Raw genomic sequence first — 24,086 nt, forward strand, 5'->3', positions numbered from 1 at the left:
GGTGACTTCCGAGCAGCAGACCCCAGAACCCGACCGTCATGACGGCCCTGCCACCCATGGCGACGCGGGTCACGGGCACGGTCATACGCACAGTCATGGGCCTGCCGCGCCCGTCTCCCGGCATCTGCGCAGGGTCATCGCGGCTGTCCTGATCCCGTTCGCCACGGCAGTGGTGGTCGGGCTCGTGGTGCTGTGGCCGGGCGGCGCCCCGGAGCACGAACGCACCGGCGTCGGCTTCGACCGGCAGACGTACCAGGGCAAGGTCGTCTCGGTGGAGAAGGTCGACTGCCAGGATGTGAACGCCGCTCAGGTCCCGCCGACCGGCGACACCTCCACACCCCAGGGACGCGAGGCGGTCAACGCCCAGCAGGGGGAGTGCGAGAAGGCGACGATCGAGGTCACGAGCGGTCCGGACAAGGGCCGTACGTTCACCGAGATCGTGCAGCCGGACGCGCCGCGCCAACTGGACGAGGGCCAGGGAGTGGTGGTGGCGTACGCGCCGGACGCTCCGCGTGATCTGCAGTACTCGGTGACGGACGTGAACCGCAAGGTGCCGCTGGCGGTGCTCGCCCTGATCTTCGCCGTGGCGGTCGTGCTGGTCGGCCGGATGCGCGGGGTGATGGCGCTGATCTCGCTCGCCGTGAGCTTCCTGCTGCTGACCTTCTTCATCCTCCCGGCGATCCTTCAGGGGTCGAATCCGCTGGTGGTGGCGGTGGTCGGGTCGAGCGCGATCATGCTGATCGCGCTCTACATGTGCCACGGCCTGTCCGCCCGGACCTCCGTCGCGGTGCTCGGGACCCTGATCTCGCTGCTGTTGATCGGTCTGCTCGGCTCGTTCTTCATCAGCTGGGCCTCGCTGAGCGGCAACACGGACGACAACACCGGCCTGATCCACGGCCTCTACCCGGACATCGACATGTCCGGTCTGCTGCTCGCGGGCATCATCATCGGTTCGCTCGGTGTCCTCGACGATGTGACGGTGACCCAGACCTCGGCGGTGTGGGAGCTGCACCAGGCCGATCCCCGGCTGGGCCCGCGGGGGCTGTACCGGGCAGGCATCAGGATCGGCCGGGACCACATCGCGTCCGTGGTGAACACGCTGGTCCTGGCGTACGCCGGCGCGGCGCTGCCGCTGCTGCTGCTCTTCTCCATCGCGCAGAGCAGCGTGGGGACCGTGGCCAACAGCGAGCTGGTCGCTGAGGAGATCGTCCGCACACTGGTGGGGTCGATCGGTCTGGTCGCCTCGGTGCCGGTCACGACCGCTCTCGCCGCGCTCGTCGTCTCGGCGGACCGGCCGGGCGGACCTGGCACGCCGGGCGGACCGGGTCGACCGGGTGGGCTGGGCCGAGCGGGCGGGCTGGAGAAGCGTTCATCCAAGGGCGGGCGGCGGCGCCGGGCGAAGTAGCCGGGGGTCGGCCGCCGGCCTCGGTGACCGGGTCCGTCCGGAACCGTCCGGGACCGCCGGCCCCGGACCGGTCAGCCGGCGTTCTCCTCCGCGAGGATCCGACCGAGCGCCGCCTCGAGGTTGCCCTCGAAGTCGCCCAGTGTCCGTTCCTGACCGAGCGGAACCAGCTTGTCCGTCCGGTCGAGGAAGGCGACGAGCGGCGGCGCGCTGGCCCGGAACAGGGCGCGGTCGCCGCCGACCTGGAGCCGGATGGCGACGTCCGAAAGGCCCTCGGGGTCGGTCGGCGCGATGTGCACATCGCCGTCGCCGCTCGGCCTGTTGATCCCGTCGAGCAGCAGCTCGCGACCGAACGCCCAGGTCACGGGAGCGTCTCCGGGAAGGTGGAACGTCATGCGCACCGCGTAGGGATCCCGGGTCTCGTAACGCAGTTCCACCGGGATCCTGAAGGAGAGCTCCTCCGAGACGAGGAAGCTCATCAGGACCTCGGCCTGAACCGACTCTCGCATCATGTACCCCGCAGTAGATGGAGCAGTTGTGTAAACACGGCTGCTGAAAGCGTGATCAAAACGGCCAGGAATGATCCCCCATGGCCCTCTTGACGCAATCGTGCTGGAACGGCTAGCAGATCACAAGGAGTGATTTTTCAGATACTGATAGAGAACGCGAAGGAACTGAGGAGCATTCCGATCTCGTTGCGTAGCCGATCGACTGCGGGCAGCAACCGTTCTTCCTGGTGGAGGGGGAGGGAAATGGCCATGGCGGCCGCCGTGGACCCCGCGGTGATGGGGATCGCCGCGCAAACTGTGCCGAGCGCATATTCCTGACGCTCTACCAGGGGCTCCATTCGCCCCATTCCGCCCAAACGATCCAAAAGCGCACTCTGGTTACGCACCGTGTACGGAGTGATGGCTTCCACCGGATGGCGGTCGAGGTGGTCTTGACGACTCTTCAAATCCAGTTGGCTGAGCAGGCACTGCCCGATCGCGTGTGCGTGCCCCGTCTCGCGGAAGTCGGCCCACTCGTCCACGGCGGGTGCGGCGGGGGTGTCGGCGACGGCGACGAGCTCGATCTCGCCCTCGCGGTAGATCGCGAAGTAGACGGGGACCCCGATCTCGTCGCGCCAGTGCGCGAGGGAGTCTTCGATCTTGGTGCGACGATTCTGCAGAACTCCGCCACCGGCGAGACGACCTGCCGCGTCGCCGAAGACGAACACACCCTTCTCACGGCGTAGATAGCCCTCGTGGGTCAGGGTGCGGAGCAGGTGGTACGCGGTGGGCAGCGGGAGGCCGGCCTCGCGCGCCAGTTGCTTGGCAGGGGCCCCGTCCTCGTGGGAGCCCACGGCCTCCAAGAGTCTCAGCGCCCGCTGCACCGAGCCGATCAACGTAGGAGCAGCGGATTGCGTAGCCGTGGCCAAAGGTCACCCCCAGGCGTCACGACGGGTGCCGTGCACCCGCCCGCGGGGGCCGCCCCCGCGCGCCCGCCGCGGCCGGGGAACCGGTGGGGTCCGGTGGCGGACCCGCCCGGGACGGTGGACATCACATCCGCGGATCAGCGCGGAAGGCGTGGCCGGATTTCCCCGGTGCGGCAGAGATTTTCCACTCTAATGGCAGCTCCTAGGCCTGACCCTGGTTTCCAGGACCGCGTCCCTCGGCCGGGCTAACGCCCGCCCTACGCCCCTGTACCGGCGGGTAGTTCGTGCTACCAGTCCTCGCGTGAGGTCGAGGAGGACATGAACTTCCGTACGACGTAGATCAGTCCACCGACCAGAGCGACGAAGATCAACACCTTGAAAAGCAGACCGATCACGAACGTCGCGACACTCATGATCAGGCCACCGAAGACGAACAGGGCGATGACGGGTATGGCGACCCACTTCACCCACCAGGGCATCCCCGCGAGAATCTCTCGTACCGCCATCGCGCTTACCTCATCTCCCGAAGAATCCGTCCCGCGCGCTCTGCGCCGGACACCTTCGATGCTAGGTGCGTCGCCTGCGCCACGGGGGCCCCGGAGCCCTTGCTCTCCCCTGATCGACCCCCTAGGGGAATTCAGCCCTCCGGCGGCGAGAAGACCACCATGACCCGCAGGTCCTCGGTGATGTGGTGGAACTTGTGGGCCACCCCGGCCGGCACGTAGACCACGCTGCCCCGTGCCACCTGTGTCGTCTCCATACCCACCGTGATCGCTGCCCGCCCGCTGACGACGAAGTACACCTCGTCCTGGCTGTGCGGCTGTTGCGGGTCGAGCGAGCCGGCGTCGAGCGCGTACAGACCGACGGACATGTTCCGCTCGCGCAGAAACTGGAGGTACGCACCGTCGTTGGCGGCGCGCTCCGCCTCCAGCTCGTCCAGTCGGAATGCTTTCATGGTGCGTTCGCCCCTGCCCTTGGCCCGATCGTGTCTGCCACGATCAGACACATGAAGAATTTTGTAGTCAAGACGCTCGCGAACGCGGGCGCCCTGGGTGTCGCCGTCTGGCTCGTCCCGGACATCGACCTGACCGGTGACAGCACCGGTGACAAGGCCCTGACGCTGATCCTCGTCGCCCTGGTTTTCGGGCTGGTGAACTTCTTGGTGAAGCCGATCGTCAAGCTGATCTCGCTTCCGCTGTTCGTCCTCACCCTCGGCCTGATCACGCTGGTCATCAACGCGTTGATGCTGCTGCTCACGTCCTGGCTGGCCGACACGATCGGCCTGGACTTCTACGTCGACGGCTTCTGGACCGCGGTCCTCGGCGGTCTGATCATCTCCGTCGTGTCCTGGGCGCTCAATGTCGTGCTCCCCGACGGGGACTGAGTGCGCACGATGACATACCGCGTCTGTTTCGTCTGCACGGGCAACATCTGCCGCTCGCCGATGGCCGAGTCCGTCTTCCGCGCCCGCGTGGAAGAGGCCGGACTCGCGGACACCGTCGAGGTGGACAGCGCGGGCACCGGGGGCTGGCACGAGGGCCACGCCGCCGACCCGCGTACCGTCGCCGTCCTGGAGGACCGCGGCTACGCCTCGGAGCACACGGCCCGGCAGTTCCGTGCTTCCTGGTTCCCCGTGCTCGACCTGGTCATCGCCCTCGACGAAGGGCATGTGCGGGAGCTGCGGCGGCTCGCCCCGACTCCGGAGGACGCGGCGAAGGTCCGGCTGCTGCGCTCGTACGACCCGGCGGCCGACGACCTCGACGTGCCGGACCCGTACTACGGCGGGGCCGAGGGCTTCGAGGAATGCCTGGACATGGTGGAGGCGGCGAGCGAAGGACTGCTCGCCGCCGTACGAGAGAGCGCTGAGGAGCGGGCGGTATGAGCACGGACGCGATCGACGGCGCCGAGAGCCTCGGCGCCGTCGGCGACGGGACACGGGTGGTAAGGGCTGGGCTCCCCGAGCCGGTGAAGTACGAGCCGACACTTCCGGGGCCGGTCTTCGCCGCCCACTTCCATCTGCCGGGCGACCCCACCGGCCCCTATACGTACGGGCGGGACGAGAATCCGACCTGGACCCATCTGGAACGTGCCATCGGTGAGCTGGAAGCGCCGGGGGAGCCGGAGGTCGAGACGCTCGTCTTCGCGTCCGGCATGGCCGCGATCTCCGCGGTCCTCTTCTCCCAGTTGAGGAGCGGGGACGCGGTCGTCCTCCCAGAGGACGGCTACCAGGCGCTTCCGCTGCTCCACGAGCAGCTCAGGGCGTACGGGATCGAGGTCCGCACCGCTCCGACGGGCGGCGACGCCCAGCTGTCCGTACTGGACGGCGCCCGGCTGCTGTGGATCGAGACGCCCTCCAACCCCGGGCTCGACGTCTGCGACATCCGCCGCCTCGTGCGCGCGGCGCACGAGGGCGGGACTCTGGTCGCCGTCGACAACACCCTGGCCACCCCGCTCGGCCAGCGGCCGCTCGAGCTCGGTGCGGACTTCTCCGTGGCGAGCGACACCAAGGGCATGACCGGGCACGGCGACATCCTTCTCGGCCATGTCAGCTGCCGCGATCCGCGGCGCGCGGCGGAGGTACGGCGCTGGCGCAAGGTCGTCGGTGCGATCCCCGGCCCCATGGAGGCCTGGCTCGCCCACCGCTCCCTCGCCACGCTCCAGCTCCGCATCGACCGCCAGTGCTCCTCCGCGCTGGCGCTCGCCGAAGCGCTGGCCAAGAGGGAGGAGGTGTCCGGGCTGCGGTACCCCGGGCTGCCGGGCGATCCCTCGCACACGGTGGCAGCCGGGCAGATGCGCCGCTTCGGCTCCGTGGTCTCCTTCGTCCTCCCCGACCGCGACCGGGCCGAGCGTTTTCTCGAAGGGCTGCGGCTCGTCGAGGACGCGACCAGCTTCGGCGGGGTCCGCTCGACCGCTGAACGGCGCGGGAGGTGGGGCGGCGACGCGGTGCCGGAGGGTTTCATCCGCTTCTCCGTCGGGGCGGAGGACCCCGAGGACCTGATCGCGGACGTGCTGCGCGCCCTCGACGCGACGCAGGCGGACCCGGGCCGCTGAGCGGGGGCGCCGGCTCCTGCTGAGCGGGGCGCCCATGCCCGCCGGTCGGGGGCGCTCACGGAGTCGGGGCGCTCCGAGCCTCCCCCCTCATGGCTCGGAACGCCCCGCCTCGGCTGTGCGGACAACCGCCTGAACAAGGCTAGTTGACTCTGCGTCAGTGTCCAATCACGGTAGCGACAGAGACCTATCGACTTATCTATAGTTGGACGGTCCTGAGGCGCCGTCAGCCGACCGCCTGAGTCGAACGGCCGCACCGGCCGGGAGGGGGGCGGACATGGATCTCGCCCTGCTGCGCACCTTCGTCACGGTGCACCGGGCCGGCTCCTTCACCCGCGCGGCAGCGCTTCTCGGACTCTCCCAGCCCGCGGTGACCAGCCAGATCCGCACGTTGGAGCGGCAGTTAGGCAGACCGCTCTTCCTCAGACAGGCCCGTGGGGTCACGCCCACCACCATCGGCGACGAGCTCGCCCACCGCGCCGCGCCGCATCTGGACGCGCTCGTGGAGATCGCCGAGACCGGTCTGGACGAGCAGAACCGGGCCCGCACCCTCCATCTCGCCGGGCCTCCCGAGTTCACCGCGGCGCGCGCGCTGCCTGCCCTCACCCCGCTGGTCTCCCAGGGCCTCGCCGTCCGAGCCGCCTTCCCCGCCACGACGGAGGAGACCCTCGACGGTCTCGCCGCCGGCCACCACGATCTCGCCATCGCCACCGCCCGCCCACGCGGAGGGCTCTTCGGCGCCACACCGCTCTGCGACGAGGAACATGTCCTGGTCGCCGCGCCCCGCTGGGCCGCCCGACTGGCACCGGATCTGCTGCTGCGCAAAGGCGCCGTGGTCCTGGAGCAGTTGCCGGTGGTGGAGGTGCACGAGTCGCTGCCCTTTGTGGCGCGCTACTGGGCGGCCGTCTTCGAGAGCAAGCCGGCCGCGACCGCCACCGTCGTGGCGCCCGATCTACGGGCCGTCCTGGAAACCGCCGCCGCCGGAGCGGGGCTGGCCGTCCTGCCCCGCTATCTGTGCGAGGAGGCAATGGAGCAGGGCCGCCTCGTGGCGCTGCTCGACCCGCCGGTGCCACCGCTGCGGACCTACTTCCTGGTCGTCCGCGCCGGAACGCTCGCGTTGCCGCACCTGGCGAGAGCCCACGAGTGGCTCCTGCGCTCCTCCGGCGACTGGTGAGTTTCAGGACACCTACGGCGGGCCATTTTCTTCCCATGACCGAACGACCTGTGGTCAAGCGCACCGCACGCGCCATCCTGCTCGATGGAAACGACCTCATTCTCATCAAACGCACGAAGCCGGGGGTCGATCCCTACTGGCTGACGCCGGGTGGTGGGGTCGAGCCCTCCGACACCACCGTCGTCGAGGCCCTGCACCGTGAGGTGCACGAGGAGCTCGGCGCCAAGATCACTGATGTGGTCCCCTGCTTCGTCGACACCGTCGAGCACATCGTCGACGGCGGTGTCTCGGGGGTGAAGGTCCAGCATTTCTTCGTGTGCCGGCTCGATTCGATGGACCCCTCGCTGCGGCACGGGCCCGAAGTCGACGAACCGGTGGGCGAGTACGAGATCGTCCGCGTGCCCTTCACCCGGATGGGCATCGCGGCCGTCCACCTCGTACCGCTCTCCCTGCGTCACTACCTGGACGGCAACATCGAGGGCGTGCGCGCCATGCACGCGCCGGACCTCGGGTAGCGGCGAGGCACGAGCCCGGTCTAGGAAGCGAGGTCCGCCAGGAAGTCGTGGCGGATCCGCTCCGCCGGTATGCCGATCCCCCGCAAGGTGTCCACCCCGCGCCGGACCATGCCGGGCGGGCCCGACAGATAGGCCTCGTACTCGTTCCACGGGCCGAACTCACGCACGGCGTCCGGGAGCTGTCCCTGGTCCTCGGTGACCGGCCGCACCGACAGCCAGGGGAAGGTCTTCTGGAGCCGCATCATCGTGTCGATGTCGTACAAGTCGTGGTCGCTGCGCGCGCCGTAGAACACCTCCATGGGGCGCCGGTCCCCATGCTCGGCGACATCCTCGACCAGGGCCTTGATGGGGGCTATGCCGGTCCCACCGCCCAGACAGAGCAGGCCGTTGTCCGTGGAGTGGTCGACGGTCATCGATCCGGCCGGCGGGCCGAGGCGCAGCACATCGCCGGGGCGCGCGTGGTGCACCAGAGCGTTGGAGACCCAGCCTGCCGGAACCGCCTTGACGTGGAGCGAGAGCAGCCCGTCCGGCCGCGGCGCCGAAGCGAAGGAGTAGTGCCGCCAGATGCGCGGCCACCAGGGGGTCTCCAGCGTCGTGTACTGCCCGGCCAGGAAGGAGTAGGGCTGGTCGGGGCGGAGGGTGATCACCGCGATGTCCGGCGTGCGCAGATCGTGCGAGACGACCTCGGCGTGCCACCAGGCGGGCGCGTGACGCTCGTTCTCGGCCGCCGCGTCGATCATGATCTGCGAGATCGTGGTGTACGTCCGCACCCAGGCGGCCTCGGTCTCCTCGTCCCAGGTCAGGGTGGCGTACCGAATCAGCGCGCCGATCAGCGCCTCACCGACGGCCGGATAGTGGGTCGAGCGGGTCCCGTACTTGCGGTGCCCGCGGCCCAGGTTCTGGAGGTACTCGGTGAGGACGGGGGCGTTGTCCATGTGCTCGGCCGCCGTCAGCAGCGCCTTGAGCAGGCGGTCCCGCTGGGTGTTCATGGCGACGGGGAACATCGCGCGCAGCTCGGGGTGGCGGATGAAGAGCAAGGCGTAGAAGTACGAGGTCACCTTGTCGGCCACGGGCGCGATCTCGGCCAGGGTGCGGCGGATGAGGATCGCGTCGGGGGAGGGACCCGGAGCTGTCCGGGGCGGTGCCTCGCGGTCGTCGTGCACGGCCTCTTCCATCGTGTGCCTCGCCTCGCGCCTGCGGCTCTTGTCGTCGCAGCTTGACAGCTTCGGCCACGGGTTCGGACAGAAAGCGGAATTCTCGGGCATTCACCCCGCGACTAGGACTAGGCTGCGTCCTTTCGGACCAGCTCGTATGCCTCCCTCAGATCACTCCCCGTGTAGGCATGGCGCGACAGACCGGCCAGGTGGTGGTCGGCGTTGATCGCCACGGTCACCGGAACTGCGGCGAAGAGCTGCGCGTCGGACATCGAGTCGCCGTAGGCCACACAGTCCGCCAGGCCCAGCCCGTACTCCGCGCAGAGACGGCGGGTGATGCGCACCTTCGCGGCCGCGTCGAGGATGCCCGGCCGATGGATGGGCTGGGTGAACGGCACCGACGGCCAGCGGGAGCCATGGGCCGAGTCGGCTCCCCAGCCGAGGAGCCGCTCGACGAAGAAGTCGGGCGAGAGCGAGATGACGGCGCAGCGTCCTCCTTCGGCGTGGATGTCCGCCCAGACCTCGCGAATGCCGGCCAACCAAGGAGCGCCCTCGAAAGCGGCCGTGACCTGCTCCGGTGTGAGAGCGGCCCACAGGGCGTGGGCCCGGACCGCGAACTCGTCGGGGGTCAGCCCGTCCACCAGGAAGCGCCGCTCCAGGGCTGCGATCTCCTCGGTCAGGCCGAGCTGGCGCGAGATCTCCACGGCGGCCGCCGACCCACGAATCAACGTGCCGTCGAGATCGAAAAGGTGCAGCCTGCCCCGGCCCATGGAACGCGTCATGTACGCCGAGGCTAGTACGTGCGGTTACTCCCGTCGTCAGACGCGGGACGACCGGGCGGGACGGCACCGTGTTTCACGTGAAACATCTCCAGCGGCCCGTTCGACGGGCTCTCCTCGTCGTCCATGTCTCCGTCTCCGTGGCGTGGCTCGGGCTCAGCGTGGGACTGCTGACGCTCGGCATCACGGCCTACACGACGGCCGACCCCACGCTCACCGAGGCGGCCTACCGTGCGATGAAGGTGTTCGCGGACTGGCTGCTCGCTCCGGTCGCCGTGGTGACCCTGGTGAGCGGACTGGTCCTCTCCCTGGGTACGCCCTGGGGCCTGGCTCGGCACCGCTGGGTGTGGATCAAGTTCTGGCTGACCCTGGCCACCGCGGCCGCGACCGTCTTCGCCCTGCGGCCGGAGATCGTGCACGCGGCGACGGCCGGCGTGCCGGACCCCAGCCTCGTGGCGGCGCCGACGGTGTCCACGGCGGCCTACTTCTTCATGACCGCGATCTCCGTGCTGAAGCCGTGGGGATTGACTCGCCGAGGCCGCCACCTGCGGGGATCGGCCAGTTCCCGGAAAACGGTGGACGAACGATCACTGCATCGGACAGCCTGAGCCTCATGCCGACCTCGCCCGCCCCGCTCGACCAGCTCCCCATCCGGATCCTCACCCCCGAGGACGTCACTCTCTGCGCCGACCTCTCCGAGGACCGGGGCTGGCCAAGGGAGGAGCACAAGTGGAGCCTCCTGCTGACGGCGGGAACCGGCTACGGCATCGACGACCCTGACGGCAAGGGGCTCGTGGCGGCCAGCGTGGTCACCTCGTACGGGCCCGAACTCGCCGCCATCGGCATGGTGCTGGTCGCCGAGCGGTACGCCCGCCAGGGCGTGGGCCGCCGGATGATGCACCACGTCATCGCGAGCGCCGGCGACACCCCGCTCACGCTCCACGCGACTCCGAGCGGGCAGCCGCTCTACGAACAGCTGGGCTTCGTCCAGACCGGCCGCGCCGAGATGCTCCACGGCCGGTTCACCGCGGCGGAGCCGGCGCCCGAGGTTGCCACCCGCGCCGCCACCGCCGAGGACCTCCAGACGATCCTCCGCCTGGACACCGAGGTCTTCGGCCTGGACCGCACCCATATGCTCACGCGCCTGCCGGCCTTCGCGGACCAGCTCCGCGTCGCCGAGGAAGGCGGCGAGATCACCGGCTTCGCGGCGGCCTGGCCGAACATGGACACCCACGTCATCGGCCCCCTGATCGCCCGGGACACGGCAACCGCCCAGGCCCTCGTCGCCTCCCTGGCTGCCGCCACCGACCGCCCGCTCCGCACGGACATCGATGTGCGCCACGAGGCCCTGGTGAGCTGGCTCAAGGCGAACGGGCTCGGACCGATCGCGTTCAACGCCGTCATGGTGCGCTCCCTACCCGACCTCCCAGGTGACTGGAACCGCAGGTTCGCCCCTCTCACCGTCGCGGCGGGATAGCGCAGAGGCGGGCGGGAACGGGGCGGGGCGGAGCCGTCGGAAAGCCGTAGTAATTGCACACGCGGGCTTTTGCATTCTTCGTCTACCCTGGGAGAAGCCGCTCCGGACCGAGGAGAGACCATGACCGCGACCGACCCCGCTCTCACCGCCCTCTCCCAGGGCTGGTGCGCGCTCTCCCTGCTGCACGGCAGGATCGAGGCTCACATCGGGCGCGCGCTGGAGTCTCGTCACGGGCTGAGCGTGCGCGAGTACTCGCTGCTCGATGTGCTCAGCCGCCAGCACAGCGGCCCGGGCGGACACCTCCAGATGAAGCAGGTCGCGGACGCCGTCGTCCTCAGCCAGAGCGCCACCACCCGCCTGGTGACCCGCCTGGAGGACCGAGGCCTACTCACCCGCTATCTGTGCGCCACCGACCGGCGCGGCATCTACACCGACGTCACCGAGTCCGGCATGAAGCTGCTCGCGGAGGCCCGGCCCACCAACGACGCAGCCCTGCGTGAGGCCCTCGACGAAGCAGCGAAGAACCCGGAGCTGGCTCCCCTGGTCCGCGTGGTCGAGGGCGCTCACGTACCCGCCTGACCTCCGCATCCTCTGACCGGGCCGCCGAGCCTCGGGGCGTACGCTGCGCTTCATGAGCGATCTTGATATACGGCCCGCCACCACCGGCGACCTGCCGGACATCGTCGCGATGCTCGCCGACGACCCGCTGGGCGCCCAACGGGAGTCCCCCGACGACCTCACTCCGTACACCGCGGCGTTCCAGCGGCTGGCTCATGACCCCCACCAGCACCTTGTAGTGGCCGTGCGCGGCACGATGGTCGTCGGCACCCTCCAGCTCACCGTCATCCCCGGGCTCTCCCGCCGGGGATCCACCCGGTCGATCATCGAAGGCGTTCGGATCCACGCACAGGAGCGGGGCAGCGGTCTGGGAACGCGGCTCATCGAGTGGGCCGTCGAGGAGTCCCGCCGTCAGGGGTGCCAACTCGTCCAGCTGACCTCCGACACCACACGCACCGATGCACACCGTTTCTACGAGCGGCTCGGGTTCGAGGCCACGCACCTGGGCTTCAAGATGGCCCTGTGAACGCGGAGGGCCGTGGCCGGGGACGCGGTCCTCGGCCACGGTGTTTCACGTGAAACATGCGGCTCAGAGGCCGCGCCACCCCGCCTCGTCCACTCCCCCCGGCACGGCGTCACCCTGCTCGTACGGCTCGCGCGTGAAGACGAAGGAGCCGAGATCGAGGTGGCTCACCGAGCCGTCAGGACGCCGGACGGCTCGGAGCGTCTCACCCAGGTAGTAGCCATTGAGGCCGATCCAGCCGCCCTCGGGCAGCGCCCGGAACGCCGCACGCCGCCCGGGACCGCGCAGCGGTTCCAGGGTCACGCTCCGATCCGGACCGAGCCGCAGCCCGAACACATAGGTCCCCCAGTACCAGGGCCCGGTCAGCTCCAGCAGCTCCTGGTCCACCTCCGACGCGGGAAGCGGCCGCCAGGGCTCGGGGAAGCGGGGCTCGGCCTCCGCCACGATCTGCACGAGTTCGCCCGCCACGGCCGCCATGGTCGGCCCTGACGTGGCGTTGGCGAGGGTCACCGCTGCGATTCCGTCCTCGACGCTCACCCAGAGGCAGGCGACGAAGCCCGGCAGAGATCCGGTGTGGCCGATCAGCATCCGGTCGTCCCAACGCAGCAGTTGGACGCCCAGACCATAGCCCCCCTCCTTGTCCCCAGCACCGGGTGCCACCGCGGGTGTACGCATCTCCGCGACCGAGGCCGCTCCGAGGACCCGGTCGTCGCCCTGGGCGAGGAACCCCGCGAAGCGGCAGAGGTCCTCGGCCGTCGACCAGAGCTGGCCGGCGGGCGCCATCAGTCCGAGATCCTCGGACGGCTCGGGCAGCATCACATCGGCCCACGGGTGCACGGCCCAGCCGCCGGCGTGCGGGGCGACGGGCTGGACGCTCGTCCGGGTGAGGCCCAGCGGCTCCAGGATCTCGCCGCGCAGCGCCTCCTCCCAGGAGACTCCACGGACGGCCTCGACCAGCGAACCGAGCAGCGTGTACCCGGGGTTGGAGTAGTGGAAGTGCCGCCCCACCGGGTGGCGGAACGCCTCCTCGCCGAGCACGTCGGCCAACTCGGGCCTGACCGTCCCCGGCGTCCGCTCCCACCACGGCGCGGGGGCCTCCGCGGCGAGGCCGGCGCTGTGCCCGAGGAGCTGGGCGATGGTCACCTCCCCGACGCCCGTGCCCGAAAGGTGCTTCTCCAGCGGGTCGTTGAGATCGAGCAGCCCCTCGTCACGGAGGCGCATCACCAGGACGGCGGTGAACACCTTTGTGAGGGAGCCGATCCGGTACTGCGTGTCGGCGTCCGGGGCGTGCCCGTCGACACAGCTACGGGCCCCGCTCCAGACCATCTTCCCGTCGCGGGCCACGGCCCCGACGAACGAGGGTGCGCGCCCCTCGGACTGGGCGACGGCGACGCGGTGCAGCAGGGCCCGTTCGGTACTGGGAAGCAGAGCTTCGAAGGGTGAGGTCATGGACCGATCCAACGCCGAGCGGGGGCGGGAGTCGACCACATTTCCCGCCGCGTGCCGAACCCGGTCCAGGACGTGCCCGGAGGCGTCCCGGCGCCGCATCCCAGGCAGCGACGTTCCCGCAGGTCAGCGTGGACTCGGCATCCCAGCGTCCCTGATGACCCGCCACGGCTTGCCGCCATGTTCCTGGGACGGATTGTCTGTTGTCGAGCCGGACGGGAACGCCGACGGCCGCGGATCACCACAGTCTCAGTACGGGGGAACCCATGAAGCTCACGCACACGACCAAGACGCTCCTCGCCGGTCTCACGCTGGTCGGCACGCTCGCCCTGACCGCCTGCAACGGCGACACGGCGACCACGAACGCGACCCCCACGACTCCGCCCGCCGGCGCCTCGAAGAGCCCCACGAGCGACACCCCCGTGCCCTCGACAGCCCCCACCACGAACAGCCCCACCGCGAGCAACACGGCAGGCACCGGCTCGACCGGGAAGGCGGCGGGCATCTGTCGCAGCGACGAGCTGGAGGTCACCGCGGTCGACAACACGATCGACAAGGAGGAAGGCGTGGTCACGGTGCAGTTCAAGAACGGCGGGGGCCGCGACTGCACCATCAAGGGCTTCGCCGGCGTCGACCTGAAGACGGCGGCGGGCGACACCCTGTCCGTGGCCCGCACCAGCGACACGCCCCGCGCGGACGTCATCAAGAACGGCGAGTCCGCCGCCTTCAACATCACGTTCCCGGTCAACAACAGCGGCGGCTCGGGCATCCGCGTGGCGAAGCTCCTGGTCACGCCCCCGAACGAGACGAAGACCATCACCCTCGACTGGCCGGCGGGCACCCTCCCGGTGGACAACCCGGACACCCCGAACCGCCCCCTCCAGCTCACCCCCCTCGGCAAGGTCGGCTGACCCCCCGACACGCCCTCTGCGGCCGAACCCACCCCGGCCACGGGGTGGCGTGGCAGATTCCTCCGCCCGAGAGTCAGAACGGCTGACGCACAGCCGTCACGTCTGCGCCATGTCGACGAAGCGGGAGTAGTGGCCCTGGAAGGCGACCGTGATCGTCGCCGTGGGGCCGTTACGGTGCTTGCCGACGATGATGTCCGCCTCGCCCGCGCGCGGTGACTCCTTCTCGTAGGCGTCCTCGCGGTGTAGCAGGATGACCATGTCCGCGTCCTGCTCGATCGAGCCGGATTCACGGAGGTCGGAGACCATCGGCTTCTTGTCGGTGCGCTGTTCGGGGCCACGGTTCAGCTGGGAGAGCGCGATCACCGGCAGTTCGAGCTCCTTGGCCAGGAGCTTGAGGTTTCGCGACATGTCCGAGACTTCCTGCTGCCGGCTCTCGGACCGCTTACCACCGGACTGCATCAGCTGCAGATAGTCGATGACCACGAGCTTGAGCCCGGCGCGCTGCTTGAGCCGGCGGCACTTCGCACGGATCTCCATCATCGACAGGTTCGGGGAGTCGTCGATGTACAGCGGTGCCTGGGAGACGTCCGGCATGCGTCGCGCCAGCCGGGTCCAGTCCTCGTCGGTCATGGTGCCGGAGCGCATGTGGTGCAGGGCGACCCGAGCCTCCGCCGAGAGCAGGCGCATCGCGATCTCGTTTCGGCCCATTTCGAGGGAGAAGATGACGCTGGGGAGGTTGTGCTTGATGGAGCAGGCCCGCGCGAAGTCCAGGGCCAGCGTTGACTTACCCATGGCGGGACGGGCCGCGATGATGATCATCTGGCCCGGATGCAGCCCGTTGGTGAGCTGGTCGAGATCGGTGAAGCCGGTCGGCACACCCGTCATCTCACCGCTGCGCGAGCCGATCGCCTCGATCTCGTCGAGCGCGCCCTCCATGATGTCGCCGAGCGGCAGATAGTCCTCGGTCGTGCGCTGCTCGGTGACCGCGTAGATCTCGGCCTGCGCCGAGTTCACGATCTCGTCGACATCGCCGTCGGCCGCGTATCCCATCTGCGTGATCTTGGTTCCGGCCTCCACGAGGCGGCGAAGCACCGCGCGCTCATGGACGATCTCCGCGTAGTACGCCGCGTTGGCCGCGGTCGGTACCGACTGGACGAGCGTGTGCAGATACGACGCACCGCCGACCCTGGTGATCTCGCCACGCTTGGTGAGCTCCGCACCGACCGTGATCGGGTCGGCCGGCTCGCCCTTCGCGTACAGGTCGAGAATGGCCGCGTAGACCGTCTCGTGAGCGGGCTTGTAGAAGTCGTGGCCCTTGATGATCTCCACGACGTCCGCGATGGCGTCCTTGGAGAGCAGCATGCCGCCGAGGACGGACTGCTCGGCGTCGAGGTCCTGCGGAGGGACGCGCTCGAAGCCGGTCAGACCGCCGTCCCACGGGCCGCTGTCGCTGCCGCGGTCGTGCTGGTCCTCACGGCCCCGTCCGCGCCCACGGCCCTCGCCACGGGGGCGTGCGACGGGGAGCCGGTCACTCGGTCCGCTGTCGGCCCAGGGGTCGTCCAAGGGCTCGGGAATGCTCACCAAGCCACCTCCTCCCGTCCGCTCCGCGGACCTAGCCGTGCCACTCTTTCTTACGCCACGGCTCGGACAAACAAGAGGCTTTGACTCCGCTTCTGGCGCGTCGGGCGCCGGACCACGTTAGGCCCGCGGGCACCGTCAGCCAATCTGGTTATCCACAGGGCCTGTGGGTGAACGCCCCGATGCTGTGGAGAACCCCGCCGAACCTGTGCACGGACCGGGGGACAGCCATGTGGACAAACTCATAGCCCACCCCTCAGCACCACTCTGACCTGCGCGTTTTCCATCCACGGGCTGTGGGGGAGAAAAACTTTTCCTTCCGGACCAAGATCAGAACAAACGGCGCACACCCACGGCTCCACGCCGCACGCAAGTAAGGATCACAAGCACGTTGCATCTCTTACCTGTGGAAGATTAGATTTGGTCCATGACCCAGGCTCCCCCGGCCCCCAAGGCCGTCCGTCGGCAGCACGACCGTGAGATCGTCTCCCTCGCGCTGCCGGCCTTCGGCGCACTCGTCGCCGAGCCACTGTTCCTGATGGTCGACAGCGCCATTGTCGGCCACCTCGGGACGCCCCAGCTCGCCGGTCTCGCCATCGCCGCGGCCCTGCTCACCACCGCCGTCAGCGTCTTCGTCTTCCTCGCCTACGCGACCACGGCCGCCGTCGCCCGCCGCGTCGGAGCCGGTGACCTCAAGGCGGCCATCCGCCAGGGCATGGACGGCATCTGGCTCGCGCTCCTCCTCGGAGTCGCCGTCGTGGCCGCCACGCTGCCCACGGCCCCCTGGCTGGTCGACGTCTTCGGAGCCTCCGACACGGCCGCCCCGTACGCCATCACCTATCTGCGGATCTCCATCCTGGGCATCCCCGCCATGCTCGTGGTCCTGGCCGCCACCGGTGTCCTGCGCGGCCTCCAGGACACCCGCACACCGCTGTACGTGGCCATCGGCGGCTTCACGGCCAACGCGCTGCTCAATGTGGGGCTCGTGTACGGCGCCGGAATGGGCATCGCGGGCTCGGCCTGGGGCACGGTCATCGCCCAGTTCGCCATGGCCGCCGTGTACCTCGTCGTGGTCGTCCGGGGAGCAAGGCGCCACGGCGCCTCCCTCCGCCCCGACGCCGCCGGGATACGCGCCAGCGCCCAGGCGGGTGTCCCCCTCCTCGTCCGGACGCTCTCCCTGCGCGCGGTCCTGATGATCGCCACCGCCGTAGCCGCCCGCATGGGCGATGCCGAGGTCGCCGCCCACCAGATCATCCTGTCCCTGTGGAGCCTGATGGCCTTCGCGCTGGACGCGATCGCCATCGCCGGCCAGGCCATCATCGGCCGGTATCTCGGCGCGAACGACGCCGACGGCGCCCGACAGGTGTGCCGCCGCATGGTCCAGTGGGGTGTGGTCTCCGGAGTCGTCCTGGGCGCTCTCCTCGTGCTGGCTCGGCCCCTCTTCATCCCGCTCTTCACCGGCGATACGACGGTCCAGGACACCCTGCTCCCGGCACTGCTCGTCGTCGCGATCTCGCAACCGATCGCCGGAGTGGTCTTCGTCCTGGACGGCGTTCTGATGGGCGCGGGCGACGGGCCCTACCTGGCCTGGGCCATGCTGCTCACTCTGGCCGTCTTCGCCCCGGTCGCACTCCTCGTCCCCGTCCTCGGCGGGGGGCTGACCGCGCTCTGGTGGGCGATGACGCTGATGATGACGGTTCGCATGGTGACGCTCTGGCTGCGCTCGCGCTCAGGCCGCTGGATCGTCACCGGCGCCACGCGGTGAATGTTTCACGTGAAACGGCGGAAGGGCCGCACCCGGGGGGTGCGGCCCTTCCTTACTGCTGAGACTGCTGAGAGCAGCGTTACGCGGCGACGATCTCGACGCCGAGCTTCGCGGCAACATCCGCGTGCAGACGCACGGACACCTGGTGCGAGCCCAGGGTCTTGATCGGCGAACCGAGCTCGACGCGACGCTTGTCGACGTCGGGGCCACCCGCGGACTTGATCGCCGTGGCGATGTCGGCCGGGGTCACGGAGCCGAAGAGACGGCCGGCGTCGCCGGAGCGAACAGCCAGACGCACCTTCACGCCCTCGAGCTGGGCCTTGATCTCGTTGGCCTGCTCGATGGTCGCGATCTCGTGGATCTTGCGGGCGCGGCGGATCTGCGCCACGTCCTTCTCGCCACCCTTGGTCCAGCGGATCGCGAAACCACGCGGAACCAGGTAGTTGCGAGCGTAACCGTCCTTGACGTCGACGACATCGCCGGCGGCACCGAGGCCAGAGACCTCGTGGGTCAGGATGATCTTCATTTTTCGGTCACCCTTCCCTTATCGCGCGGTGGACGTGTAGGGCAGCAGCGCCATCTCACGGCTGTTCTTCACGGCCGTGGCGACGTCACGCTGGTGCTGCGTGCAGTTGCCGGTCACGCGGCGGGCACGGATCTTGCCGCGGTCGGAAATGAACTTCCGCAGCATGTTCGTGTCCTTGTAGTCCACGTACGCGGTCTTGTCCTTGCAGAACGCGCAGACCTTCTTCTTAGGCTTGCGCACAGGCGGCTTCGCCATGGTGTTTCTCCTGTGTGATCAAGAAGTTTGGGTACGAGCTGTCTTCGAGGGGAGTGCCCTAGAAGGGGGGCTCGTCCGAGTAGCCGCCGCCGCTGGAGTTTCCACCCCAGCCGCCTCCGCCGCCCTGCTGCTGGCCGCCGCCGGCCGGCGCGCTGGTCGCCCACGGGTCGTCGGCGGGAGCACCGCCGCCACCCTGCTGGCCACCGCCGGAGTTTCCACCCCAGCTACCGCCGCCGCCCTGCTGCTGACCGCCGCCGTAGCCACCCTGGCCACCGCGACCAGTGGTCTTGGTGACCTTGGCCGTGGCGTTCTTGAGGCTGGGGCCGACTTCCTCGACGTCCAGCTCGTAGACCGTGCGCTTGACGCCCTCGCGGTCCTCATAGGACCGCTGCTTCAGACGTCCCTGCACGACGACACGCATGCCGCGCTGAAGGGACTCAGCGACGTTCTCCGCCGCCTGACGCCAGACCGAGCAGGTCAGGAACAGGCTCTCGCCGTCCTTCCACTCGTTGGTCTGCCGGTCGAAGGTGCGGGGGGTGGACGCGATACGGAACTTCGCGACCGCCGCACCGGACGGGGTGAAGCGCAGCTCGGGGTCGTCGACAAGATTGCCGACGACCGTGATGACGGTCTCGCCTGCCATTGGATGAACCTCTCGGCGGGATTGCTTCTGGCTGCTTGCTGCTACTCGAACCCGATGACTTCTGAGCTAGATGCTCAGTGGGTCTCGGGACGGAGGACCTTGGTCCGGAGGACCGACTCGTTCAGGTTCATCTGTCGGTCGAGCTCCTTGACGACCGCAGGCTCGGCCTGCAGGTCGATGACCGAGTAGATGCCCTCGGGCTTCTTCTTGATCTCGTAGGCGAGACGACGACGGCCCCAGGTGTCGACCTTCTCGACCTTTCCGTTGCCCTCACGGACGACGGAGAGGAAGTTCTCGATCAGCGGGGAGACAGCGCGCTCCTCGAGATCGGGGTCGAGGATGACCATCACCTCGTAGTGACGCATGTGGAACCCACCTCCTTTGGACTCAGCGGCCACGGTCGTTCCGTGGCAGGAGGGTCGTGATGCGTAAGCAACGGTATCGGCCACCACTGACAACCACCCTCGACGAGCGAGGGGAGCGTCGGGGCCCTGGATGGACCTGGGCAGACACCGGTGCAGACCGTACAGAGTACCCGCACACCCGCTTCCGGTTGAAATCCACTGGTGAGGGGACGCAATCTGTACACAACGGATGTCGGCGGCGCTACGATGCGCCGCCGTCCGGCAGGCACGCCAGGAGGTGCCCCATGGCACAGGCAATGCAACCCGACCCCGGACACTCCCTCCTTGCCACCGACGGCAAGCCTCACGTCCTCCAGGACACCCTGGTGGCAGTGACGCTCGTGCTCGGCGCGGTGGCCTTCATCACCGCGATGTTCCACCACCTGCACGTGCTGAGTTCCTGGGCAGGACTGATCGGGATCCTGACGGGTGCCTTCGGCCAGTTCATCTCCGCGACGACCAGGGAGCGCTTCGCACTGATCGTCGGGCTCGGCGCCTCGGCCGTGGGCTTCTACCTCGGCATGTTCAACGGCGGGCTCGTCTGAGGCGTTCGGGTCGCTCGCCGGTCCGAGGGACACACGTCCCATCGGGGCGCTCCCCGGTCACAGTAGGCTTCGGCGCGAGAGCCGGAGCCCCTGACCGATGGGGACACACCTGCCGAGGAGCGCCCCGCATGAGCCTGACCCTGAGGACCATCAGCCGTGAGCAGCATCTGGCATTCATCCAGAGCCAGCCCGCGGCTAGCCACTGCCAGGTCCCGGCGTGGGCTGATGTGAAGACCGAGTGGCGCTCGGAGAACCTGGGCTGGTTCGACAAGTCGGGCGAACTCGTCGGCGCCGGTCTCGTCCTCTACCGCCAGCTGCCGAAGATCAAGCGCTACCTCGCCTATCTGCCCGAGGGCCCGGTCATCAACTGGTACGCCCCGAACCTCGACGACTGGCTGCAGCCGATGCTCGCGCATCTCAAGCACCAGGGCGCCTTCTCCGTGAAGATGGGCCCGCCGGTCGTCATCCGGCGCTGGGACTCGGCCGCCATCAAGTCCGGCATCCAGGACCCGGACGTGAAGCGCCTCAAGGACGTCGAGGCCACCCACATCGAGCCGCGTGCCTTCGAGGTCGCCGACCGGCTGCGGAAGATGGGCTGGCAGCAGGCCGAGGACGGCGGCGCCGGCTTCGGCGACGTCCAGCCCCGGTACGTCTTCCAGGTGCCGCTGGCGAACCGTTCGCTCGACGATGTCCTCAAGGGCTTCAACCAGCTGTGGCGCCGCAACATCAAGAAGGCCGACAAGGCCGGTGTCGAGGTCGTCCAGGGCGGCTACGAGGACCTCGCCGAGTGGCAGCGGCTGTACGAGATCACGGCCGTCCGCGACCACTTCCGCCCGCGCCCGCTCTCGTACTTCCAGCGCATGTGGACCGTCCTCAACAACGAGGACCCCAACCGCATGCGGCTGTACTTCGCCCGCCACAACGGCGTGAACCTCTCCGCCGCGACCATGCTCGTCGTCGGCGGGCACGTCTGGTACTCGTACGGAGCCTCCGACAACATCGGCCGCGAGGTCCGGCCCTCGAACGCGATGCAGTGGCGGATGCTGCGCGACGCCTACGCGATGGGCGCGACCGTCTACGACCTCCGCGGCATCTCCGACTCCCTCGACGAGACCGACCACCTCTTCGGCCTCATCCAGTTCAAGGTCGGCACGGGCGGCGAGGCCGTGGAGTACGTCGGCGAATGGGACTTCCCGCTCAACAAGCTCCTGCACAAGGCGCTCGACATCTACATGTCGCGCCGCTGACGGCCCGGGCTTCCCGCCCGTAAAGTCGTACGTAATCTCGTAGGTCTCGTACATACCTTTGATACACCGCAGCCACCAGAAAGGTTCCGGGCCGGCCATGGCGCTCTCCCTCTACGTCGACACCGCTCGTTGGCGGGCGCACCAGAAGTCCGTGATCGACCAGTTCCCCGGCCTGATCCCGGTCTGCAAGGGCAATGGCTACGGCTTCGGCCACGAGCGGCTGGCCGACGAGGTCACCCGGTTCGGCTCGGACATGCTGGCCGTGGGCACCACGTACGAGGCCGCGAAGATCAAGGACTGGTTCGGCGGCGACCTGCTCGTCCTCACCCCGTTCCGACGGGGCGAGGAGCCGGTGCCGCTGCCGGACCGGGTGATCCGCTCCGTGTCGTCCGTGGACGGCGTGCACGCCCTCGTGGGCGCCCGTGTCGTCATCGAGTGCATGAGCTCGATGAAGCGCCACGGCATCCTCGAAGAGGACCTGGGACGGCTGCACGCGGCCATCGAGGACGTCCGTCTCGAGGGCTTCGCCCTCCACCTGCCCCTGGACCGCACGGACGGCACCGACGCGGTCGAGGAGGTCATCGGCTGGATGGACCGGCTGCGGGCCGCCCGGCTGCCGCTGAACACCATGTTCGTCAGCCACCTGCGGGCGGAGGAGCAGGCCAGGCTCCAGCAGCAGTTCCCGCAGACCCGGTTCCGCGCCCGGATCGGCACCCGGCTCTGGCTGGGCGACCACGAGGCCACCGAGTACCGGGGCTCCGTCCTGGACGTCACCCGCGTCGCCAAGGGCGACCGTTTCGGCTACCGCCAGCAGAAGGCGGCCTCCGACGGCTGGCTGGTGGTCGTCGCGGGCGGTACGTCGCACGGAGTGGGCCTGGAGGCTCCCAAGGCGATGCACGGCGTGATGCCGCGCGCCAAGGGCGTGGCCCGCGCCGGTCTGGCGACCGTGAACCGGAACCTTTCGCCGTTCGTGTGGGCCGGCAAGCAGCGCTGGTTCGCCGAGCCCCCGCACATGCAGGTGTCGATCCTGTTCGTGCCGGCCGACGCCCAGGAGCCGAAGGTCGGCGACGAGCTGGTGGCCCACCTGCGCCACACCACCACGCAGTTCGACCGGATCGTCGAGCGCTAGCGCTCGACCCGGGGGTCCCTGGAGACGCCCCACTCCACGCGCGGCCCCTCCACCGCCGGGGCGGCCGCGTGCCGGGCGGGGTGGGCGGCCCTGCCACGCACGAAGACGTCCTCGGCGCCGTCCAGGACGCCTCCGGAGGGGTCGTCCGAGCCGTCCTGCCGGACCACGTCCCGTTCGGGTGCCAGGATGTCGCGCACGACCATGACGCACAGGTACAGCGTGCCGAGCAGGTGCAGGACGATGGCGAAGTGGTAGCCGTCCGTTGGCAGCCCCTGCTTGTTGCCGCTGGTCGTGAAGGCCAGGTACATCCAGATGCCGAGGAAGTACATGACCTCGCACGCCTGCCAGATCAGGAAGTCCCGCCAGCGCGGCCGGGCGAGCGCGGCGAGCGGGATGAGCCACAGCACGTACTGCGGCGAGTACACCTTGTTGGTCAGCACGAACGCGGCCACCATCAGGAACGCCAGCTGCGCGAACCGCGGCCTGCGGGGAGCGGTGAGCGCCAGGACGGCGAGGCCCACGCCGACGAGCACCATCAGCAGCATCGTGTACGTGTTGGCGCTGCCCGGTGTGATCTGTTCACCGGAGCGCTGGCTGATGAGCAGCCAGAGGGAGCCGAAGTCGACGTTCCTCTCCTCGTTGAACGTGTAGAACTGCTTCCATCCCTCGGGCGCGAGCAGCATGACCGGCAGGTTCACCGCGAGCCACGCGCCGGCCACGCCCGCCAGCGCCGTGCCGAACTCCCGCCACCGCCCCGCGCGCCAGCACAGCAGGAGCACCGGCCAGAGGATCAGGAACGGATAGAACTTCGCGGCGATCGCGAGCCCCAGCAGCACGCCGAAGGCGAGCGGGCGGCGCCGTGACCACATCAGCACGGCCACGGACGTCAGCGCCACGGCCAACAGGTCCCAGTTGATGGTGGCCGTGAGCGCGAACGCGGGGGCGAGGGCCACCAGGAGCGCGTCCCAGGGCCTGCGGCGGTGCGTACGGGCCACGGCGACGGCCATGACGGCCGCGCAGACCATCAGCAAGGCGGCGTTGACCATCCAGTAGACCTGCTCGCGGTGCACCAGGTCGCCGCCGCCGGGCGTGAGCCAGGCCGCGACCTGCATGAACAGCCCGGTCAGGACCGGGTACTCCAGGAACTCTATGTCGCCACGGAGCCGGTCGAAGTACGGCACCAGGCCCTCGGAGAACCCGCGTCCGACGAAGAGGTGCGGGATGTCGGAGTAGCAGGCGTGGGTGTACTGGGACGTCGTGCCCCGGAACCAGGCCCAGTCGTAACAGGGGATCTTCTGCACCATGCCGAGCGCAAACATCCCGATGGCCACCAATGCGATCACCCGCACCGGGGTGAGCACCCCGCCGCCGAGCAGTGCCCGACGGCCGATGGGCCCGCCGATCAACGCGCTGCCCGCCGCGGCGACCTCGTCACGACGGGTGGGGCACACCAGCGCGGGGTCCTGCGGCCGGTCCTGCGGCGGACTCGTCTTGTGGAGGCTCGGCATGGGGGACATCCTGCCGTACGTCCCTGAGAAACGGTGAGGGCCGCCGTACCCGGCGCAGTACAAGTGTGTACGGGTCGGATACGAC

General features: G+C 69.2%; 28 protein-coding genes. 15 read left to right on the forward strand and 13 right to left on the reverse strand.

From position 1 onward, the window contains the following. The first annotated feature begins 1 nt into the window (after position 1). On the forward strand, positions 2-1,405 hold the full coding sequence (locus ACF09C_RS09505) for a YibE/F family protein (protein ID WP_392090670.1): 1,404 nt from the start codon (positions 2-4) through the stop codon (positions 1,403-1,405). 71 nt (positions 1,406-1,476) lie between these two features. Here ACF09C_RS09505 and ACF09C_RS09510 read toward each other — a convergent pair whose 3' ends face one another. From ACF09C_RS09510 to ACF09C_RS09525, 4 genes are all read right to left on the reverse strand, one after another. Further along, positions 1,477-1,911 (reverse strand): SsgA family sporulation/cell division regulator, encoded by a 435-nt coding sequence (locus ACF09C_RS09510; protein ID WP_392091379.1) that lies wholly within the window; start codon positions 1,909-1,911, stop codon positions 1,477-1,479. Positions 1,912-2,048: 137 nt separating this feature from the next. After that, positions 2,049-2,819, reverse strand: coding sequence for an IclR family transcriptional regulator (locus ACF09C_RS09515; protein WP_392090673.1), 771 nt, complete (start codon positions 2,817-2,819; stop codon positions 2,049-2,051). Positions 2,820-3,103: 284 nt separating this feature from the next. Further along, the gene (locus ACF09C_RS09520) at positions 3,104-3,322 is read right to left on the reverse strand and encodes a DUF5326 family protein (RefSeq protein ID WP_362414649.1); all 219 of its coding nucleotides are present in this window, start codon (positions 3,320-3,322) and stop codon (positions 3,104-3,106) included. Between the two features lie 131 nt (positions 3,323-3,453). Next, entirely contained in the window at positions 3,454-3,771 is a 318-nt protein-coding gene (locus tag ACF09C_RS09525; protein WP_362414647.1) for a cupin domain-containing protein, read from the reverse strand. Positions 3,772-3,822: 51 nt separating this feature from the next. On the opposite strand from ACF09C_RS09525, the gene ACF09C_RS09530 reads away from it, so the two are divergent. The 5 genes from ACF09C_RS09530 (at position 3,823) to ACF09C_RS09550 (ending at position 7,553) form a co-directional block, all read left to right on the forward strand. Next, entirely contained in the window at positions 3,823-4,200 is a 378-nt protein-coding gene (locus tag ACF09C_RS09530) for a phage holin family protein (protein ID WP_392090676.1), read from the forward strand. Positions 4,201-4,209: 9 nt separating this feature from the next. After that, entirely contained in the window at positions 4,210-4,698 is a 489-nt protein-coding gene (locus ACF09C_RS09535; RefSeq protein ID WP_392090679.1) for a low molecular weight protein-tyrosine-phosphatase, read from the forward strand. Next, positions 4,695-5,867 (forward strand): cystathionine gamma-lyase, encoded by a 1,173-nt coding sequence (locus ACF09C_RS09540; protein ID WP_392090682.1) that lies wholly within the window; start codon positions 4,695-4,697, stop codon positions 5,865-5,867. The genes ACF09C_RS09535 and ACF09C_RS09540 overlap by 4 nt, the downstream gene beginning before the upstream one ends. 274 nt (positions 5,868-6,141) lie before the next feature. Further along, positions 6,142-7,038, forward strand: coding sequence for a LysR family transcriptional regulator (locus ACF09C_RS09545; protein WP_392090684.1), 897 nt, complete (start codon positions 6,142-6,144; stop codon positions 7,036-7,038). A gap of 35 nt (positions 7,039-7,073) precedes the next feature. Continuing rightward, complete coding sequence (locus tag ACF09C_RS09550) at positions 7,074-7,553, forward strand: NUDIX hydrolase (RefSeq protein WP_362414637.1); 480 nt, start codon at positions 7,074-7,076, stop codon at positions 7,551-7,553. Positions 7,554-7,573: 20 nt separating this feature from the next. Here the strand turns inward: ACF09C_RS09550 and ACF09C_RS09555 are convergent, their stop codons facing one another. Continuing rightward, positions 7,574-8,728 (reverse strand): globin domain-containing protein, encoded by a 1,155-nt coding sequence (locus ACF09C_RS09555; protein ID WP_392090688.1) that lies wholly within the window; start codon positions 8,726-8,728, stop codon positions 7,574-7,576. Positions 8,729-8,835: 107 nt separating this feature from the next. Beyond that, entirely contained in the window at positions 8,836-9,489 is a 654-nt protein-coding gene (locus ACF09C_RS09560) for an HAD family hydrolase (RefSeq protein WP_392090691.1), read from the reverse strand. 77 nt (positions 9,490-9,566) lie between these two features. Between ACF09C_RS09560 and ACF09C_RS09565 the strand changes: the two genes are divergently transcribed. From ACF09C_RS09565 to ACF09C_RS09580, 4 genes are all read left to right on the forward strand, one after another. Continuing rightward, complete coding sequence (locus ACF09C_RS09565) at positions 9,567-10,094, forward strand: DUF2269 domain-containing protein (protein WP_392090693.1); 528 nt, start codon at positions 9,567-9,569, stop codon at positions 10,092-10,094. Between the two features lie 5 nt (positions 10,095-10,099). Continuing rightward, positions 10,100-10,963, forward strand: coding sequence for a GNAT family N-acetyltransferase (locus ACF09C_RS09570; RefSeq protein WP_392090696.1), 864 nt, complete (start codon positions 10,100-10,102; stop codon positions 10,961-10,963). Between the two features lie 120 nt (positions 10,964-11,083). Then, complete coding sequence (locus tag ACF09C_RS09575; protein WP_392090698.1) at positions 11,084-11,542, forward strand: MarR family winged helix-turn-helix transcriptional regulator; 459 nt, start codon at positions 11,084-11,086, stop codon at positions 11,540-11,542. A gap of 52 nt (positions 11,543-11,594) precedes the next feature. Further along, a complete protein-coding gene (locus ACF09C_RS09580; protein ID WP_392090701.1) occupies positions 11,595-12,047 on the forward strand; it encodes a GNAT family N-acetyltransferase in 453 nt (150 codons plus the stop codon). A gap of 63 nt (positions 12,048-12,110) precedes the next feature. On the opposite strand, the gene ACF09C_RS09585 is transcribed toward ACF09C_RS09580, so the two are convergent. After that, entirely contained in the window at positions 12,111-13,493 is a 1,383-nt protein-coding gene (locus ACF09C_RS09585) for a serine hydrolase domain-containing protein (protein WP_392090703.1), read from the reverse strand. A gap of 263 nt (positions 13,494-13,756) precedes the next feature. Between ACF09C_RS09585 and ACF09C_RS09590 the strand changes: the two genes are divergently transcribed. After that, positions 13,757-14,401, forward strand: coding sequence for a DUF4232 domain-containing protein (locus ACF09C_RS09590; protein WP_392090705.1), 645 nt, complete (start codon positions 13,757-13,759; stop codon positions 14,399-14,401). 96 nt (positions 14,402-14,497) lie between these two features. Here the strand turns inward: ACF09C_RS09590 and dnaB are convergent, their stop codons facing one another. Next, the gene (dnaB, locus tag ACF09C_RS09595) at positions 14,498-15,982 is read right to left on the reverse strand and encodes a replicative DNA helicase (RefSeq protein ID WP_362414617.1); all 1,485 of its coding nucleotides are present in this window, start codon (positions 15,980-15,982) and stop codon (positions 14,498-14,500) included. A gap of 424 nt (positions 15,983-16,406) precedes the next feature. On the opposite strand from dnaB, the gene ACF09C_RS09600 reads away from it, so the two are divergent. Next, positions 16,407-17,744 (forward strand): MATE family efflux transporter, encoded by a 1,338-nt coding sequence (locus ACF09C_RS09600; RefSeq protein ID WP_392090708.1) that lies wholly within the window; start codon positions 16,407-16,409, stop codon positions 17,742-17,744. Positions 17,745-17,823: 79 nt separating this feature from the next. Here the strand turns inward: ACF09C_RS09600 and rplI are convergent, their stop codons facing one another. The 4 genes from rplI to rpsF all read right to left on the reverse strand — a co-directional run bounded on the left by rplI (position 17,824) and on the right by rpsF (position 19,533). After that, positions 17,824-18,270, reverse strand: a complete 447-nt coding sequence (gene rplI, locus ACF09C_RS09605; protein WP_362429843.1) for a 50S ribosomal protein L9 — start codon at positions 18,268-18,270, stop codon at positions 17,824-17,826. An 18-nt stretch (positions 18,271-18,288) separates the two neighbouring features. Continuing rightward, complete coding sequence (rpsR, locus tag ACF09C_RS09610) at positions 18,289-18,525, reverse strand: 30S ribosomal protein S18 (RefSeq protein ID WP_005315025.1); 237 nt, start codon at positions 18,523-18,525, stop codon at positions 18,289-18,291. Positions 18,526-18,583: 58 nt separating this feature from the next. Further along, a complete protein-coding gene (locus ACF09C_RS09615; protein WP_362429840.1) occupies positions 18,584-19,168 on the reverse strand; it encodes a single-stranded DNA-binding protein in 585 nt (194 codons plus the stop codon). A gap of 74 nt (positions 19,169-19,242) precedes the next feature. Further along, entirely contained in the window at positions 19,243-19,533 is a 291-nt protein-coding gene (rpsF, locus tag ACF09C_RS09620) for a 30S ribosomal protein S6 (RefSeq protein ID WP_004950685.1), read from the reverse strand. A gap of 284 nt (positions 19,534-19,817) precedes the next feature. On the opposite strand from rpsF, the gene ACF09C_RS09625 reads away from it, so the two are divergent. The 3 genes from ACF09C_RS09625 to ACF09C_RS09635 all read left to right on the forward strand — a co-directional run bounded on the left by ACF09C_RS09625 (position 19,818) and on the right by ACF09C_RS09635 (position 22,493). After that, entirely contained in the window at positions 19,818-20,117 is a 300-nt protein-coding gene (locus ACF09C_RS09625) for a hypothetical protein (protein WP_392090712.1), read from the forward strand. A gap of 128 nt (positions 20,118-20,245) precedes the next feature. Continuing rightward, positions 20,246-21,364 (forward strand): peptidoglycan bridge formation glycyltransferase FemA/FemB family protein, encoded by a 1,119-nt coding sequence (locus tag ACF09C_RS09630; RefSeq protein ID WP_362429834.1) that lies wholly within the window; start codon positions 20,246-20,248, stop codon positions 21,362-21,364. A gap of 97 nt (positions 21,365-21,461) precedes the next feature. Further along, positions 21,462-22,493 (forward strand): alanine racemase, encoded by a 1,032-nt coding sequence (locus ACF09C_RS09635; RefSeq protein ID WP_392090715.1) that lies wholly within the window; start codon positions 21,462-21,464, stop codon positions 22,491-22,493. Here the strand turns inward: ACF09C_RS09635 and ACF09C_RS09640 are convergent. Further along, positions 22,490-24,001, reverse strand: coding sequence for a glycosyltransferase family 87 protein (locus ACF09C_RS09640; RefSeq protein WP_392090717.1), 1,512 nt, complete (start codon positions 23,999-24,001; stop codon positions 22,490-22,492). The two genes, ACF09C_RS09635 and ACF09C_RS09640, sit on opposite strands and share 4 nt — an antisense overlap. Positions 24,002-24,086: the final 85 nt, after the last annotated feature.

Origin of the sequence: Streptomyces sp. NPDC014870, from assembly GCF_043081505.1 — a bacterium.
Classification (GTDB): Bacteria; Actinomycetota; Actinomycetes; order Streptomycetales; family Streptomycetaceae; genus Streptomyces.

Bases quoted from the DNA above. Each gene is read 5' to 3' on its own strand.
- ACF09C_RS09510 (WP_392091379.1), bottom strand. From the start codon at position 1,911: ATGCGAGAGTCGGTTCAGGCCGAGGTCCTGATGAGCTTCCTCGTCTCG.
- ACF09C_RS09520 (WP_362414649.1), bottom strand. From the start codon at position 3,322: ATGGCGGTACGAGAGATTCTCGCGGGGATGCCCTGGTGGGTGAAGTGG.
- ACF09C_RS09525 (WP_362414647.1), bottom strand. From the start codon at position 3,771: ATGAAAGCATTCCGACTGGACGAGCTGGAGGCGGAGCGCGCCGCCAAC.
- ACF09C_RS09530 (WP_392090676.1), top strand. From the start codon at position 3,823: ATGAAGAATTTTGTAGTCAAGACGCTCGCGAACGCGGGCGCCCTGGGT.
- ACF09C_RS09535 (WP_392090679.1), top strand. From the start codon at position 4,210: ATGACATACCGCGTCTGTTTCGTCTGCACGGGCAACATCTGCCGCTCG.
- ACF09C_RS09540 (WP_392090682.1), top strand. From the start codon at position 4,695: ATGAGCACGGACGCGATCGACGGCGCCGAGAGCCTCGGCGCCGTCGGC.
- ACF09C_RS09545 (WP_392090684.1), top strand. From the start codon at position 6,142: ATGGATCTCGCCCTGCTGCGCACCTTCGTCACGGTGCACCGGGCCGGC.
- ACF09C_RS09550 (WP_362414637.1), top strand. From the start codon at position 7,074: ATGACCGAACGACCTGTGGTCAAGCGCACCGCACGCGCCATCCTGCTC.
- ACF09C_RS09555 (WP_392090688.1), bottom strand. From the start codon at position 8,728: ATGGAAGAGGCCGTGCACGACGACCGCGAGGCACCGCCCCGGACAGCT.
- ACF09C_RS09560 (WP_392090691.1), bottom strand. From the start codon at position 9,489: ATGACGCGTTCCATGGGCCGGGGCAGGCTGCACCTTTTCGATCTCGAC.
- ACF09C_RS09570 (WP_392090696.1), top strand. From the start codon at position 10,100: ATGCCGACCTCGCCCGCCCCGCTCGACCAGCTCCCCATCCGGATCCTC.
- ACF09C_RS09575 (WP_392090698.1), top strand. From the start codon at position 11,084: ATGACCGCGACCGACCCCGCTCTCACCGCCCTCTCCCAGGGCTGGTGC.
- ACF09C_RS09580 (WP_392090701.1), top strand. From the start codon at position 11,595: ATGAGCGATCTTGATATACGGCCCGCCACCACCGGCGACCTGCCGGAC.
- ACF09C_RS09585 (WP_392090703.1), bottom strand. From the start codon at position 13,493: ATGACCTCACCCTTCGAAGCTCTGCTTCCCAGTACCGAACGGGCCCTG.
- ACF09C_RS09590 (WP_392090705.1), top strand. From the start codon at position 13,757: ATGAAGCTCACGCACACGACCAAGACGCTCCTCGCCGGTCTCACGCTG.
- ACF09C_RS09600 (WP_392090708.1), top strand. From the start codon at position 16,407: ATGACCCAGGCTCCCCCGGCCCCCAAGGCCGTCCGTCGGCAGCACGAC.
- rplI (WP_362429843.1), bottom strand. From the start codon at position 18,270: ATGAAGATCATCCTGACCCACGAGGTCTCTGGCCTCGGTGCCGCCGGC.
- rpsR (WP_005315025.1), bottom strand. From the start codon at position 18,525: ATGGCGAAGCCGCCTGTGCGCAAGCCTAAGAAGAAGGTCTGCGCGTTC.
- ACF09C_RS09615 (WP_362429840.1), bottom strand. From the start codon at position 19,168: ATGGCAGGCGAGACCGTCATCACGGTCGTCGGCAATCTTGTCGACGAC.
- rpsF (WP_004950685.1), bottom strand. From the start codon at position 19,533: ATGCGTCACTACGAGGTGATGGTCATCCTCGACCCCGATCTCGAGGAG.
- ACF09C_RS09625 (WP_392090712.1), top strand. From the start codon at position 19,818: ATGGCACAGGCAATGCAACCCGACCCCGGACACTCCCTCCTTGCCACC.
- ACF09C_RS09630 (WP_362429834.1), top strand. From the start codon at position 20,246: ATGAGCCTGACCCTGAGGACCATCAGCCGTGAGCAGCATCTGGCATTC.
- ACF09C_RS09635 (WP_392090715.1), top strand. From the start codon at position 21,462: ATGGCGCTCTCCCTCTACGTCGACACCGCTCGTTGGCGGGCGCACCAG.
- ACF09C_RS09640 (WP_392090717.1), bottom strand. From the start codon at position 24,001: ATGCCGAGCCTCCACAAGACGAGTCCGCCGCAGGACCGGCCGCAGGAC.